The organism is Massilia sp. CFBP9012 (genome assembly GCF_034045115.1).
Lineage (GTDB): Bacteria > Pseudomonadota > Gammaproteobacteria > Burkholderiales > Burkholderiaceae_D > Telluria.
Window position 1 is genome coordinate 330,502 of sequence record NZ_JAXCWM010000003.1, and the last position, 14,969, is coordinate 345,470.

Genomic DNA, 14,969 nt, shown 5'->3' on the forward strand with positions numbered 1-14,969 from the left:
CTCATGAATGCACTCTGGTGGCTCGCGCTGCCCATTCTCATCCTGCCGATCTGGTGGCACCGCAAGAAGCGCGTGCAGAACCAGGCGGCGCCGATGGCGACCGCGCGCTTCCTGCCGCGCACCGAGCCGCGCCAGACCCGTGTCTGGCGTTGGAGCGATCCTCTGTTGCTGTTGCTTCGTTGTCTGTTGTTGGCCACCCTCATCGCCTGGCTGGCCGACCCGGTCTATCCGTGGCGCGGCGATACGGTCGTGGTGACGCAAGGCACCGATCCCGCATGGGTCGAGCGTGAAGCGACGCAAGTCGGCCTGGCGAACGCCGAGCGTGTCACGCTGCCCGCCGCACAGGCCCTGGGCTGGGTGCACACGCACGAGCGCGAGTGGCGATCGGACGCGCGGCTGCTGGTGCTGGGCGACGTGCCGATGCCGGCCGCCAGGCCGGCGTTCGGCCGGGCGGTCGAGGTGCTTAGCCAGGCCGCCGCACCCGCCAAGGTCGAGCGCCATGTCTATATCGCCAGCGAGCGTGCGGCCGAATGGCGCCGCATGTTCGCGGCGCAGGGCGGTCCCGAGACCGTCATCATCGATGACGCGCCGGGCGCCGCGACCTCGCTGATCGTGTGGGACCGCGCTGAAGCCCCGCCCGCCGCGCTGCGCGCGCCGCTGTGGTGGGTGACGCAGCCGTCGGCCTTCCCCGAGCTGGCCAAGTCAGGCGCAGTCGACGGCCTGCGCTACGCCGACAGCGCGCGCGGCCGCCTGTGGCATCATGCCGACTGGCCGCCACGCGACGCGGATGCCGCGCGTGCGCTGCTCGACGATTGGCAGCAACTGCACGTAGGCCCGCGCCACTTCATGCTGGCGCCGCAGACGTTCGCGGCGGTCGATGGCGCCAATGCGCCGGAACCGAGCGGCGCGCTGCGCAGTGTCCTGCTGGCCATCCTGGCCGCACTTTTTGTACTGGAAAGGAGTCTCACGCATGCACGGAGGCGTTGAGATCACCAAACGGGTATGGCGCGCAGCCCAGCTGCGCCGCCTGCCGCTGTGGATAGTGGGCGCGCTGCCTTGGCTGGCGATTCCTTCGGGGCCGGGCCTGCTGGCCTGGGCCGGCTGGTGCGCGCTGGACTGGGTCAAGCTGCGCCGCCGCGTCACCTTCGAGTGGACCGCCTGGCTGGACGGCGCCGTGCCCGAGATGGAAGACAGCGCGGCCCTGCTCGAGGCAGCCGATTCGCCGATCGCCCGCCTGCAGCAGCAGCGCTTGTTCGACCGCCTGGACGCCGTCATCTCGCCGGCCCAGCTGCGCCAGATCGTCGCGCGCCACGTTTCGAGCGGCTACCCGATCATCCTGGTCAGCGCCGTGCTGGCGGGGATGGTGTGGTATGCGACCACCAGGCCGTCGGATGGCTCGGCCCATGTGGCGCCGAGCCCGGTCGGCAGCGCGACCGCTGCCACGCTGGCCCAGCTCACCATCAAGCTGGCGCCGCCGGACTATACCGGCGTCAGACCATCCGAATCTGGCCCGGGCGACCTCCAGGTGCCGGAACAGACCGTCGTCAGCTGGTGCCTGAAGGACGGCACGGCGGGCAACAACAAGATAGAACTGGGCAACGGCCAGGTGCTCGAGCCGGGCAAGGAGTGCGCGCGCTGGACCGCCACCGAGTCGGTGGTGTGGCGCTGGCGCGGCAATCGTCACACACTGCGCGTAGTCCCTGACCAGCCGCCGGAGATCACGATCACCGCGCCGACCCAGATGATCCAGGACCTGCGCGAAAACGCGACCGGCGCCGCGATGGCGATCCAGATCCGCGACGACTACGCGATCCGGCGCGCCACCCTGCACATGACGCTGGCGCGCGGCAGCGGCGAGAACGTCAAGTTCACCGACCGCGAGATGCCGCTGCCGGCCTCCAGCGATCGGAAGCGGCGCGACTGGTCGAAGCAATGGTCGCTCGCCGAGCTGGAAATGGAACCGGGCGACGAGCTGTATTTCTTCGTGCGCGCGACCGACAACGCCGGCCGGCCCCAGACCGTGCAGTCGCCCACCTACACCGTGCGTCGGCCGGCGCCGGAACAGGAGGCGGAAGAAGAGAGTGCGGCGATGCCGTCGCTGGTCAAGCCGGCGTCGCTGCGCAGCCAGCGCCAGATCATCATCGACACAGAACAGCTGATCGCCGACATGCGCGGCACGAAGATTGCGGCCATTGATGCGCGCGACCGCAGCGAACGCATCGCCAACGACCAGGCGCAGCTGCGCCGGCGCTATGGCCAGTTCCTGGGCGAGGAATCGTCGCTGTTCGCCGACAACGCCAGCTCCGGCATGGCCGGCGCGCAAAAAGCGGACGGCCACGACGACCATGAAGATCATGAAGGCCATGACCACGCCCCCGGCGAGCATCCGCATGAGGAAGGCCACGGTCATGACCACGGTAGCCCGAACACCCGCAAGAGCGCGATCCGCAACGAAACCCAGCACATCCTGGAAACCTACGGCCATGCCCACGACGAGGCCGAGAACGCGACGATGTACGACGAGGGCACCAAGAAGGTATTGCGCCGCGCACTGGTGGCGATGTGGGATGCCGAGAAGTCGCTGCGCGCCATCGTACCGAAGACCGCCTTGCCGCCCGAGCACAGGGCGCTGGAAGCGATCAAGGAGTTGCAGCAGGCCGAACGTATCTACCTGCACAAGACCGCCTTCACCCCGCCACCGATCAAGGAAGAAAAACGCATGACCGGCGAGATGGCGGGCGCCGCCAGCTACCGCCGTGAACAGGCCGGCGAGGGTTCGCCGCTGCCGGAAGAGCTGCGCGCATTGGTGGCCGCCCTGTCCGGCGAAGCCGCATTGCCGTCGCTGTGGATGCGCACCGCCAACGACTGGGTGCGTACGCGCCTGCAGGACGACGAACAGCGCCTGTCTGCCCAGCGCGCGATCCAGGACGTGGCCGACGGCTGCATCGCCTGCCGCCCGGTGCTGCGCGCCTGGCTGCGCACCGGCGCCGGCGAGGGCCAGGTGCTGCTGCAGGCCAGCAGCAAGGTCGAGACCCCGTTCGCACGCCATTGGCGCGAGGCGGGCGCGCCATGAACCAGGCCTTGCTCATCGGCCTCATCGCCCTGGCCGGCATCGTCAGCGCCGCGCTCTACCTGCGCCGCCGCCAATGGCTGGACGCGCTCTTGACCGTCGTCGCGGCCACCGCCCTGGGCCTGTTCGCGGCCGACCTGCGCGTGCCGGGCGAGGCCGGGCGCACGCTCGCCATCGACCCGGCCGCGCCGCCGCGATCGCTGGAAGGGGTGAATGCCCTGCGTCTCGAAGGCGACGGCCTGCGCGCCGCCGCATGGAACGATCTGCCGGCCCTGCCGCTCGCCTGGAACGCGCCGAAGGGTGGCGCGCTGCGCCTGGACTTCCCGAGCCAGCTGGCCCTGGGCCGCTTGTTCACCCTGACGGTCGAGCGCGAAGACAAGACCGAAGCGCGCCTGGAACTGCTGGCCGAGAACGGCCAGCCGATCGCGCAGGCGCGCGGCACGGGCAAGCTGACCGTCGAGTGGATGCCGCCGGTGGCAGAACGTGTCGTCCTCAAGGCGCGCCTCTTGGATGGGAAGGACAAGGTCGTGGCCGAAGGCCCGGTGCCGTTCACCGTGCATGAGCCGGTGCAGTTGCAGGTGGTCGGCCGCTTCGGCGCGCCATCGTTCGACCTGCGCGTGCTGAACGATTTAATGGCCGGCAGCGGCGCGCTGCTCGACTGGCAGGTCACGCTGGGCCGCGACGTTACCCGCACCGAGGCGCCACGTGAGGAGATGACGGCGCCGAACCTGATGGTGATCGATGCCGCCCGCTTCGAGCGCATGGGCGCCGGCGAACGCGCGTCCCTGCTGGGGCGCGTGGCCGACGGCATGCCGCTGCTGGTGCTGGGCGGGAATGCGAACGACCCGGGCGTCTGGTCGCGCACCCTGCAACTGCCGCTGCGTGTGCAGCCGCTGGGGGGCATGCTGGAGGCGCCGTTGGAGATGCCGCTGGCGCCGATGCTGCCGACGGCGCGCGCCGCCGGCCCCTGGACCGGATCCGACGACATGGTCTGGACCCGCGACTGGAAGAAGGGGCGCATCGCCTGGCTGGGCGTGAGCGAATGGCATCGCCACGCGATCGCCGAACCGCGCAAGCTGGCGCTGTGGTGGCAGGGTGTGCTCGACCGCGTCGGCGTCGAGCGCCGCCAGGAGACCGAATGGCTGGCTGCCGCCGAGATGCCGCTGCCCGGAAAGCGCCTGGAAGTCTGCGCCCGCGGCGTCGATGGCGAGGTCGCCTTCCCCGAACTGAAACAGGTCTTGCGCTGGCAAGCCCGCGCCGATCGCATCGATGCTTCCTGCGTTGCGCTGTGGCCGCAGAAGTCCGGCTGGCTGCAGATCGCGGACCGCAAGGCGGGCGCACATGCCGTCTACGTGTATGCGGCCAACGACTGGCCGCAATGGCAGGCCATGCAACGGCGCGACGCCACGGCGCGCTATGCCGCCCGCACGCCGCTTGTCGCCCAGGAAGGACCGACACGCCCGATGCCGGCCTGGCCGTTCGCCCTGGCCTTCGCAGCGGCGCTGCTGGCGCTGTGGTGGCGCGAGCGCCGTTGATAAGCCCCGGAGTCGCCCGCGCGCGACTCCGCAGCTTCTCCTTTCCGGTTAGAGTATTAGGCAAGAACTCCAGAAGAACGGGCATTCGTGCGGGATCGGGCCACGTCTACCATCTGCAGAGTTCGATCCCGATTTTTCGACCTGACTCCCTATGTCCCGAACCCTGAATGCATTGCGGCAACAGCTGGTCGGGTGCCTGCGGCGCGCGGCGCCCGGCGACGGCCTGCACATCACGGCGGTGCCGAAGCTCAAGCTATTGCGCGCGTCCAGCACGTCGTCGATGGCCGAGGTGCTGTACGAACCGGCCTTGTGCCTGCTGGTCCAGGGACGCAAGCAGTTGCTGGTGGGCGAAGCGCACATCGACTACGACCGCTCGCAGCACCTGGTCGCCGTGCATGACATTCCGGTTTCGGGCCAGGTGGTCGAGGCATCGCTTGACGCCCCCTACCTGAGCGTCTGGCTCGACATCGACCCGGTGGTGGTGGGCTCGCTCCTGCTGGGCCAGGGCGTGCCGGCAGCGCCCGCGCCGGAGCATGACGACGTCACGCTCGGCATCTATACCGCGCGCACCGACGAGGCGCTGCTGGACGCGGTGCTGCGCCTGTGCCGGCTGGTGGAGACGCCCCAGCACATCCCCGAGCTGGCGCCGCTGGTCTACCGCGAGATCATGTATCGCCTCCTGAGCGGCGAAGGCGGCTGGCGCCTGGCGCAATTCATGACGCCGGGGACGCAGTCGCACCGGATGCGCGTCGCCACCCAGCAGATCACCCTGCGCTACAAGGAGCCGCTGCGCATGGGCGACATCGCGCAGGCGGCGAACATGAGCCAGTCCTCGCTGCACCACCATTTCAAGCTGGCCACCAATATGACGCCCCTGCAGTACCAGAAGCGACTGAGGCTGCAGGAGGCGCGGCGCCTGCTGGTGTTCGAGGCCACCAGCGTGGCCAGCGCAGCGCACCGGGTCGGCTACGAAAGCGCATCGCAGTTCAGCCGCGAGTACACGCGCGCGTTCGGCATCAGTCCCTCGCAGGACGTGCGCGAACTGCGTTCTTCCCTGTTCCGGTCGCGCGGCGGCAGGCCGCCGGGCCTGGACGAATTGAGCCAGGCCGAGCGCGCCACCTGGGCCGCCGTGGGCCAGGCCGTCACGGCCGACCCAGAGGCCTGATCGAGGAGGGCATCGGCATGCAAGGGCAACCATCCCATCACGCGCAACAGCGCCTGATCGAGCTCCTGCTGCGCATCGCGCCGCATGATGGCGTGCACGTGACAAAGGTGCCGAAACTCAAGTTGGTCCGCGTCTCCGGCCCGGCCGCGCTGGGCCAGGTGCTGTACCAGCCCGGCCTTTGCCTGCTGGCGCAGGGATCGAAACAGCTGCTCGTGGGCGATGCCCGTATCGTCCACGACAGCGCACGCCATATGGTGTTCGCGCAAGATGTCCGGGTGTCCGGGCAAGTGGCCGAGGCGTCGCCCGAGAAGCCCTATCTGTGCGTCTGGCTCGACATCGATCCAGCGGTGGTCTCCAGCCTGCTGCTGGAGGACGCGCAGCAGGCCGCGCCGTTGCCGGTGGGCGTGGACGCCACCTTCGGCATCCATACCGCCAGCACCGACGACGACCTGCTCGACGCCGTGCTGCGCCTGTGCCGGCTGCTCGAGACGCCGCGCCATATCCGCCAGCTGGCGCCGCTGGTCTATCGCGAAATCATGTATCGGCTGTTGATCGGCGAAGGCGGCTGGCAGCTGGCGCATTTCATGACGCCCGGCACCCAGCCGCACCGCATCCGGCTCGCGGCCCAGCAGATCACGCTGCGCTACAAGGAGCCGCTGCGCATGGAGGAGATCGCGCAGGCGGCAAATATGAGCCAGTCGTCGCTGCATCATCACTTCAAGCTGGCCACCAGGATGACGCCCCTCCAATACCAGAAGCAGCTGCGCCTGCAGGAGGCGCGCCGCCTGCTGGTGTTCGAGGTTGCCACCGTGGCCAGCGCGGCGCACCGGGTGGGCTATGAAAGCGCCTCGCAATTCAGTCGCGAGTACACACGCGCCTTCGGCATCAGTCCCTCGCAGGACGTGCGCGAGCTGCGTTCCTTCCTGTTGCAGCCCGCGTCCGGCGCGCCGGACGGCCAGCTTCAGAAGGTATAGTCCGCCTTCACGTAGGCCGAGCGTCCATTCATGCCGAACGGGCAGGTCTCCCAGCAGTGCGTGAAGCCCATCTGCGGGAAGGGCGCGGCGCGCTCGGGGTTCCAGCGCGTCGGATAGGTGTCGAACAGATTGTTCACGCCCGCCGACAGCGCCAGGTTCTTGTTGAAGGTATAGCGCCCGGTCAGGTCGACGATCCACTTCGCTTCCCAGGTCTGCACGAATGGAGCAGTAAAGCCCTGGCCCTGCACCTCGCCGAAGTAGTTGGCGCGCGCCGTCACGTTCCACGGGCCGGTGGTGTAGTCGGCCGACACCACGTGGTGCTTGCGCGGCTGGCCGCGTTCGATCAGCGTCACCTGGGCGTCGTCGAACAGCTGGGCGCCGGTGAGCACCGGCGACTGCGAGTGGCGATCATCGACCTCGGTCTTGTTGAAGCCCAGCTGGCCGGACAGCACCAGGGTCGAGCCCTGGCCCTTGATGGTCTGCTGCGCCACCAGGTCCAGGCCGGTGGTGGTGGTGTCGATCGCATTGGTGAAGAACTGGGCCTGGCCTACGCGTAGCGGATCGAGGATGTTGCGGATCGGGCAGGCGGCCGGCGTCGCGCACGGGCCGGACTCGGGCGCGATATTGCTGGAGAAGACGATGCGGTCGTCGATCTTCGTGCGATACACGTCGGCGGTGAGCGAGAAGCCCTGGGTCGGGCGCAGGATCATGCCGATGCTGGCGCTTTTCGAGGTTTCTTCCTGCAGCGGCGCGATGCCGAAGGCGCGCGTGACGGCGCTGTCTTCGCGCGCGGTGAGGGTCTCGGTCAGCACGCCGGCGGCGTTCAGGTTGGTCGACACCGAGCTGTAGAACTTCTGCTGCACGCCCGGCGCCCGGAAACCGGTCGAGGCGCTGCCGCGGATCCCGACCGTGCGGCTCGGGTCCCAGCGCAGGCTCAGTTTGCCGATCGTGGTGTTGCCGAAGTCCGAGTAGCGTTCATGGCGCGCGGCGGCGCCGAGCGTGACGTTGGCGCCGAACTTGCGCTCCAGGTCCAGGTAGTAGGCGGTGTTGTGGCGGCCCTCGTCGACCGCCGTGCTCGGGGTGTAGCCGGGGAAGCCCTGGATGCCCGAGGCGGCGATGCCGCCGTTCTGGTCGCGGATGATGATGGCGGGATTGTTGGTGCGGCCGTACTGGTACGAGACCGGATCGCCGGCCTCGATCTCGTAGTTATCGCGCCGCCATTCGAAGCCGGCGGCCACGAACAGCTCGCCGCCCAGCACGTTCACCGGGCCCTTGAAATCGAGGTTGAAGGTGGTCTGCTCGAACTTGAGCGTGCCGGTGTCGGCCGACGTCGGCGACTCGCCGTTCTCGTACCAGTAGCTGACGTTGATCGAGTTCCGTTCGTGGAACTTGAGCTGGCTGCGGCCGTGGTTGACGCTGGCGTCGGCGTTCCAGCCGTTCGGCAGGTCGTGGCGGTAGCCGACGGCGAGCGAGGCATCCTGCACCGTGGTCACGATATTCGGCAGGAAGCCGTTCGGATAGATCTCGGGCACGTTGCGCGAGTCTTCGGCCGGGCGGAAGAAGCCGCCCGAATCGCCCTTGCGCTTGGAGGCGCCGCCGAAGGCATACAGTTCGCCGCCGGCGGTCGGGATGGCCGAATTCAGCCACAGATAATAGTCTTTCGCGTTGCTGTCGCCCAGGCGCTGGGTCACGCGCGGCGGGTTGACGCGCAGGGTGTCCGGGCCGGCGCGATTGGTTTCGTCGCGCTTCCTGGCCTCGACCGACAGGTTCAGGTAGCCGCCGTCGGCGCCCAGCGCGAAGCCGCGGTTGGCGCTGGCCGAATAGGTGTCGCCATCGCCTTCGTCGGTAGTGCCGGCGCTGGCGCTCAGGGTGCCGTTGCCGGCGCCCTTCTTGAGGATGATGTTGATGACGCCCGCGATCGCGTCCGATCCATACTGCGCCGCGGCGCCGTCGCGCAGCACCTCGATCGACTGGATCGCCGACAGCGGGATCGCATTGATGTCGGTGCCGGCCGAGCCGCGGCCGATGGTCTGCTGCACGTTGACCAGGGCTTGCTGGTGGCGGCGCTTGCCGTTGATGAGCACCAGCAGCTGGTCCGGGCCCAGGCCGCGCAGGGTGGCGGGGCGGATGATGTCGGTGCCGTCGCTCACGAAGGTGCTGGTGAAGTTGAACGAGGGGTCGAGGTCTTGCAGCACCTTGCCCAGTTCGAGCGTGCCGGCGGACTGGATGTCCTTGCTGTTGATGAGGCCCACCGGGACCGCGGTATCGAGCGCGGTCTTGGCCTGGGTGCGCGAGCCGAGCACCACGACCTGCGACATGCTGTTGTCCGTCTCCTGGGCGCCAACGGGCGCCAATGCCGCCATCAGTGCCGACGCCAGCAGGGCGCGTTGCGGCAGTATTTTCTTGTTCAACTTCATGGTCATCCTCTACCCCCTGCAATGAGTTATGTCATGTCATCCGCTTGTTCGGATGTCATTTGATGTTAGCAATGGGATATGTCCGTACACTACGAAGATATTGAAATAAGTAAATACGAAGGTAAATAGATGGGATGTCCGTGGCGCAAAAGAGACGTACTCCTGCAGTTCACGACATTTTCATGAGTGTCGGGTAATGCATTGAGAATAAAGAAGTTTTTGGTGAGAAATGTTGTAGAAAAGAGTTTGCTGGATTGTTACGTTCTCTAACAAGATTTCCAATGGAGCGCTGCCCAGTGGCTTTAGCATAGGTCTCAAGACGGCGCTTTCGCCGCACTTCGTAGGCAGCCACATCATGATCCAACGACGAATCGACGAGCGGTCCGCGCTCGCTACCGAATATGCGTTGTTCCTGGCCGAGACGCGTGGCGTGTCGGCGGGGCTGGTGTACCTCGAGAGCTGCAACGTCTCACAAGAGATCCTGCTGCGCGCCATGCAGGATCCCGCCGCCCGCCGCAACCGCGAGCGGCGCCAACGGCAACGGAACGACTAGATGAATATCACCCAGCTATGCAAGCGCTACGGCCTGGAACACCACGGCAGCCTCGAAAGCGCCTGGGATGCCCACGGGCCGACCGGCATCGTGCTGATGCAGCTCTGGCACGCTCCCAACCAGAAGATCGACGACCATCCGCTGCCCGGCGCGCAACTGCGGGTGCGCTGCATGGATGCCGGTCAGGACGAAGAACCCGATGAAGAGGCGCATGCCGCCCGCGTGCGCAGCATCGCAGCGGTCGAGAAGGGCGCGCGCGGCTTTGCCGCGATGTCGATCCCGCCGAGCCAGTCGCGCGGGGCCGGCGCCTGGGCCAAGTACGCCAACCTCGAACGGGTGTTCCCGGTGCTGGGGCTGGAGCGCGAACCCTGTGGCACGGTGTTCGCCGTGCTGGGCGCGCCGGTGCCGGCGTCCGAACTGGGCGTCAGCGGCCACCTGCCGGACCGCCGCCCGCCCACGCCGCGCCATCGGCTTACGAGTGGTCGCGCATCCACTCTTTCAGGCCGTTGACCCAGTCCTTGGCCGGCAGGTTCAGGCGCCGCTTGATCTCGCCGGCGCGCTCGTACAGCACCGCGAAGTCGATCTGGGGCGCATCCTTGAAGGCCAGCACCACCACGTTGGCGTCGTGCACCTCGGGCAGCCAGGCGACGGCGTCGAAGACCTGCTCCATGTGCAGGAAGTTCTTGTCGTAGTTGCTGAAGTCGCCGAACACATTGGCGGTCATGAGGCCACCCGGGGCCAGGCAATCGCGGCAGCCCTGGTAAAACTCGACCGAATCGAGCACCGGGCCGCGCGCGTCCTGGTCGTACAGGTCGACCTGCAGCACGTCGAACTTGCCGTGGTTGCCGCGGTCGAGCACGAAGTCCAGCGCATTCATCTCGCGCACGTCCAGGCGCGCATCGTTGTCGGGCAGGCCAAACAGCGCGCGGCAGATCGCGATCACATTGGGATTGAGTTCGACCGCCGTGACCTTCACCTCGGGAATGCGCTGGTAGCAGAACTTGGTGAGCGCAGCGCTGCCCAGCCCGAGCTGGGCGATGTGGCGCGGCGCGCGCTGGAACAGCGTCCACATCATCATCATCTGCACGTATTCGAGCTCGATCGTGTCCGGCTTGGCGATGCGCATCGCGCCCTGCACCCAGGAGGTGCCGAGGTGCAGGAAGCGCACGCCTTCGAATTCGTCGATGGTGGCGGGCGGATGGCCGGGCTGGGCGAAACGGGGATCGATGGTGGACGGCGGCATGGTCGCAACGAGGCAAAATCAAAGCCGATCTTACCAGAGCGCGCCGGGGTTCAGCCGGATGGCGGGGCGGATAGCGCCGGCAGGAACAGCGTCACCGCCAGCCCGCCGCCGTCGCGGTTGGCGAGCAGGATGCGGCCGCCGTGCGCTTCGGCGATCTCGCGCGCCAGCGCCAGCCCCAGGCCGGTGCCGCTGCGCTTGGTCGAATAGAAGGGCACCAGGGCCTGGGTCAGGACCGCCTCGCTCATGCCACTGCCGCGATCGAGCACGTCGATGCGCAGCTGGTCCTGCACGCGCCGCACCTGCAGCCCGACGTGTTCCGGCGGCGAGCCGGATTCATGGGCGTTCTTGAGCAGGTTCAGGAGCGCCTGTTCGAACTGGGCGGCGTCGACCCAGGCAGGGTCTGGCGGCAGCTCGCCTTCGACCGAAAAATCGACCTGGCCGGACAGGCGTCCGACCAGGTCCGGCCATGGGCAGGCTTCCAGGCGCGGCGTGGGCAGCTTGGCGAAGCGCGCATAGCCGAGGATGAAGCTCTCCAGGTGGCGGGTGCGCTCGCCGATGGTCGAGAGGATCTGCGGCAGGCGCTCGACCTGCCCGCGCCGTACCAGCTCGGCGCCGGAGTGGGCCAGCGAAGCCAGTGGCGCCAGCGAGTTGTTGAGTTCATGGCTGATCACGCGGATCACCTTTTTCCAGGTCTGCACTTCCTGGCGCCGCAGTTCCGCCGTCAGCTGGCGCAGCAGCAGCAGCTCGTGGCGGCGCCCGTTCAGGTTGAAGGTGCTGCGCGCCAGGTGATAGACCTCTTCGTTCTCGCCTTCGCCGGCGCTGAACAGTCCATCTCCACCGCGCGCCAGCGCTTCGCGCAGGGCCGGCGCGGCGTCGTCGAGCACGGCGCGCAGGGCGTGTCCCTCGAGCTTGCGGCCATGCGCCAGCAACTGGCGCGCGGCGACGTTGGCGTACACGATGACACCCGAGTGCTCGCCCGCGTGGGCGGAGGAATCGGCCACCAGCAGCATCGCCACCGGCGTGTTCTGCACCATCGAGTCGAGCAGCAGTTCGCGCTGCACCAGGCCCAGGCGCTGCTCGCGCAACACGGCGCCCAGCCGGTTATGGGCCGCGATCAGGTCGCTCAGCTCGTCGTTGTGCGGCCAATGCAGGCTGAAGGAAAAGTCGCCGTCGCGGTAGCTGTCCACCGTGCCTTCCAGCGCGCGAAACAGCGACAGGATTGGCTGGACCTGCGCGCGCAGGGTGATGATCGCCACCGGCAGCAGTCCAAGCAGGCACAGGCCCGCGACCAGCAGCGGTCGGCCGGGGAACAGGGCGTCGAGGCCGAGCGCGGCCAGCATGGCCAGCACGAGCAGGGTGCCGACCAGCGCCGACAGGCGCGTGACGAGAGAGAACCTGGTCCGGGTCGGCGCCTGGCTCATGGACGTTCGATTCCTAACCGCTCCATGCGGCGATACAGCGCCTGGCGCGACAACCCGAGCTCGTTCGCCGCCTGCGCCACCACGCCGCCGGCGCGCGCCAGCGCTCCCACGATGGCGTCGCGGTCGGGCTCCGTCTCCTGGGCCGGCAGGCTGGCCGCCGGCAGGCCGAGGTCCGCCACCGTGATGGTGTCGCCGCTGGACAGCAGGTTGGCGCGCGCCATCACGTTCTTCAATTCGCGCACATTGCCGGGCCAGGGGTGGGCCAGCAGGGCCGCTTCGGCCGACGGATGCAGGGTCTTGCCGTGCGCCAGGAAGGATTGCGCCAGCGGCAGGATGTCGCCCGGACGGCTCGCGAGCGGAGGCAGGCGCAGCTCGATCACGTTCAGGCGGTAGTACAGGTCTTCGCGGAAGGTCCCGGCGCGGATCATCGCGGAGAGATCCGCATTGGTGGCGCTGATCACGCGCACCTTGACCTGCCGTTCGCGGTTCGAGCCGAGCCGCTCGAAGCGGCCGGTTTCCAGCACCCGCAGCAGTTTCATTTGCCCCGCCAGCGGCAGGTTGCCGATTTCGTCGAGGAACAGGGTGCCGCCGTCGGCCGCCTCGAATTTGCCTTCGCGCGCCTTAGATGCGCCGGTATAGGCGCCGGCGTCGGCGCCGAACAGCTCGGCCTCGATCAGTTCGGACGGCAGGGCGCCGCAGTTGAGCACCACGAAGGGGCCGTCGGCCACCGTCGAATTGGCCTTGATGATTTCGGCGATGCGCTCCTTGCCGGTGCCGTTGGGACCCGTGATCAGCACCGGCACGTCTGCGCGCGCCACCTGGCAGGCCAGGTGCAGCACCCGTTCGGTGGCCGGGTCCTGCCACACCAGGCCGCGCAGGTCGAAGTTCAGCTCGAGCTCGCGCTTGGCCTTGTGTTCGCGTTGCAGGCGGCTGGCAAGCAGCCGGTTGGCCTGGCCCAGCTCGATCAGGTTGCTGACCGTGGCCAGCAGGCGCTCGTCGTTCCAGGGTTTGGAAAGATAGTCGGCGGCGCCAGCCTTGACCAGGTCGACCGCCGCATCCAGGTGGGTCCAGGCGGTGAGCAGGATCACCGGCAGGTCGGGATGGCGCAGGCGGATCTCGCGAAACAGCGCCACGCCTTCCTCGCCGGACGTGGTGTCGGCCGTGAAGTTCATGTCCTGGATCACCAGATCGACCGGCTCACGCCCGAGGAGGTCCAGGCCCTCCTCGGGCGAGGCCGCGCGCAGCGCCGCGATATCGTGCAGCGAGAACAGCACTTCGAGCGCCATGGCGACGGCGGCATTGTCGTCAATGATGAGAACTGTGGGCATGGCCGCCAGCATAGCACCCTCCCGCCTAGGTGCTGCGGGTGGCCAGCGCCGGCGAGGTGCTGGCCGCGCGCCATGCCGGACCGTAGGCGGCGAGGATGCCGATTGCCCAGAACAGCAGGGCGCCGGCGATCAGGTAGGGCAGCGGCAGCCGTGTCATTTCCAGTTTGCTCACCAATAGCTGGTTCAGGCCGACGCCCAGCAGCACGCCGCCGAACACGCCGGCGCTGGTGATCAGGACGTTCTCCAGGATGAAGTAGCGCAGGATGTCGATCTTGCGGGCGCCGAGCGCGCGCCGCACCCCGATCTGCTTGCGGCGCTGGGTCACCCACAGGCTGGCCATGCCGACGATGCCGCTGCAGGTCACCAGCAGCAGCAGCACGCTCACCGTCACCAGCATCCACGACAGCGCCACGTCGGCGCGGTAGCGGTCCTGGCGGTCGCCATCGACCGTCTTGATGCGCAGGATCATGGGCGTGGCCGACGATTTGCGCAGCGCCTGTTCGGCCTCCTGCATTACACGGTCGCGCTGGCCCGGCTCGGCGCGCATGGCGTACATCGTGCCCGGACGGCCATATGAGAACTCGGGCATCACGACCGAATACTCGCCATCCATGCCCACCTCGGCATGCACGCTCTGCAGGCGCTCGACCACGCCGACCACCTGGGCCCCGCGCGCTTCGTTGCCGGTGCCGAAGTACATGATCTTGCCGACCGCTGGCGCGCCCGGCCACAGTTTCTCGGCCAGGTCACGGGTCATGAGGACGGTTTGCGGCGCCCTGTTCTCAGCCGCCTGGTTGACCTCGGGGATTTCATGCGGCAGGAAGTCGCGGCCCTCGACCAGCTTCAGGCCGAAGGTCTTGACCATCGCGCCATCCGTGGCGTAGATCGAGGCGTAGGCGCTCTCGCGCTCCTGGCGCGGATCGGCCGAGATGCTGGTGGTGCTGCCGCTTTGCGCCATCGGCATCTGGGACACCTGGCCCGCCGATACCATGCCCGGCACCGAGCGCAGCACCTCCAGCTCGCGCTTGATGGTGGCCAGCATCTGGTCCGGCGTGTTCTGGTTCAGGTTGCGCACCACGAAGTAGAAGGTCGCCGCTTCGTCGGCCAGGCCGGAGGGGCGCGCCGCCACTTCGCGCCGTTCGTTCACGATGTGCAGGGCATTGGCCAGGATCGCCAGGCTCAGGGCGACCTGCATCGCCACCAGGATCGGGCCGGTCTTGTTGCGCAACAGCGCGGACAGGATGGGTCGGATTTCCATATTCA

The 14,969-nt window shown here is 68.0% G+C and carries 12 protein-coding genes; 7 read left to right on the top strand and 5 right to left on the bottom strand.

Features of this window, described 5'->3' with window-relative positions; translation table 11 throughout:
* Positions 1-3: 3 nt before the first annotated feature.
* From SOM61_RS06350 to SOM61_RS06370, 5 genes are all read left to right on the top strand, one after another.
* A complete protein-coding gene (locus SOM61_RS06350) occupies positions 4-987 on the top strand; it encodes a BatA domain-containing protein (RefSeq protein ID WP_320473315.1) in 984 nt (327 codons plus the stop codon).
* Positions 971-3,073 carry a hypothetical protein gene (locus tag SOM61_RS06355; protein WP_320473316.1) on the top strand — a complete coding sequence of 701 codons (2,103 nt, stop codon included), beginning with the start codon at positions 971-973 and terminating at the stop codon, positions 3,071-3,073. Before SOM61_RS06350 ends, SOM61_RS06355 begins: the two co-directional genes overlap by 17 nt.
* Complete coding sequence (locus SOM61_RS06360) at positions 3,070-4,605, top strand: hypothetical protein (protein ID WP_320473317.1); 1,536 nt, start codon at positions 3,070-3,072, stop codon at positions 4,603-4,605. The genes SOM61_RS06355 and SOM61_RS06360 overlap by 4 nt, the downstream gene beginning before the upstream one ends.
* A 151-nt stretch (positions 4,606-4,756) precedes the next feature.
* The gene (locus SOM61_RS06365; RefSeq protein WP_320473318.1) at positions 4,757-5,770 is read left to right on the top strand and encodes an AraC family transcriptional regulator; all 1,014 of its coding nucleotides are present in this window, start codon (positions 4,757-4,759) and stop codon (positions 5,768-5,770) included.
* 17 nt (positions 5,771-5,787) lie between these two features.
* Positions 5,788-6,744 carry an AraC family transcriptional regulator gene (locus SOM61_RS06370; RefSeq protein ID WP_320473319.1) on the top strand — a complete coding sequence of 319 codons (957 nt, stop codon included), beginning with the start codon at positions 5,788-5,790 and terminating at the stop codon, positions 6,742-6,744.
* Here SOM61_RS06370 and SOM61_RS06375 read toward each other — a convergent pair.
* The gene (locus SOM61_RS06375; RefSeq protein ID WP_320473320.1) at positions 6,732-9,167 is read right to left on the bottom strand and encodes a TonB-dependent receptor plug domain-containing protein; all 2,436 of its coding nucleotides are present in this window, start codon (positions 9,165-9,167) and stop codon (positions 6,732-6,734) included. The two genes, SOM61_RS06370 and SOM61_RS06375, sit on opposite strands and share 13 nt — an antisense overlap.
* A 349-nt stretch (positions 9,168-9,516) precedes the next feature.
* Between SOM61_RS06375 and SOM61_RS06380 the strand changes: the two genes are divergently transcribed.
* Complete coding sequence (locus SOM61_RS06380) at positions 9,517-9,714, top strand: hypothetical protein (RefSeq protein ID WP_147936230.1); 198 nt, start codon at positions 9,517-9,519, stop codon at positions 9,712-9,714.
* Positions 9,715-10,224, top strand: a complete 510-nt coding sequence (locus tag SOM61_RS06385) for a hypothetical protein (protein WP_320473321.1) — start codon at positions 9,715-9,717, stop codon at positions 10,222-10,224.
* Here SOM61_RS06385 and SOM61_RS06390 read toward each other — a convergent pair.
* From SOM61_RS06390 to SOM61_RS06405, 4 genes are read right to left on the bottom strand one after another with little or no spacing between them, the layout of a single operon-like run.
* Positions 10,187-10,957 carry a spermine/spermidine synthase domain-containing protein gene (locus tag SOM61_RS06390; RefSeq protein ID WP_320473322.1) on the bottom strand — a complete coding sequence of 257 codons (771 nt, stop codon included), beginning with the start codon at positions 10,955-10,957 and terminating at the stop codon, positions 10,187-10,189. The genes SOM61_RS06385 and SOM61_RS06390 overlap by 38 nt on opposite strands.
* 50 nt (positions 10,958-11,007) lie before the next feature.
* Entirely contained in the window at positions 11,008-12,378 is a 1,371-nt protein-coding gene (locus SOM61_RS06395) for a sensor histidine kinase (RefSeq protein WP_320473323.1), read from the bottom strand.
* A complete protein-coding gene (locus tag SOM61_RS06400) occupies positions 12,375-13,706 on the bottom strand; it encodes a sigma-54-dependent transcriptional regulator (protein WP_320473324.1) in 1,332 nt (443 codons plus the stop codon). The genes SOM61_RS06395 and SOM61_RS06400 overlap by 4 nt, the downstream gene beginning before the upstream one ends.
* 25 nt (positions 13,707-13,731) lie before the next feature.
* The gene (locus SOM61_RS06405; protein ID WP_320473325.1) at positions 13,732-14,964 is read right to left on the bottom strand and encodes an ABC transporter permease; all 1,233 of its coding nucleotides are present in this window, start codon (positions 14,962-14,964) and stop codon (positions 13,732-13,734) included.
* Positions 14,965-14,969 lie beyond the last annotated feature (5 nt).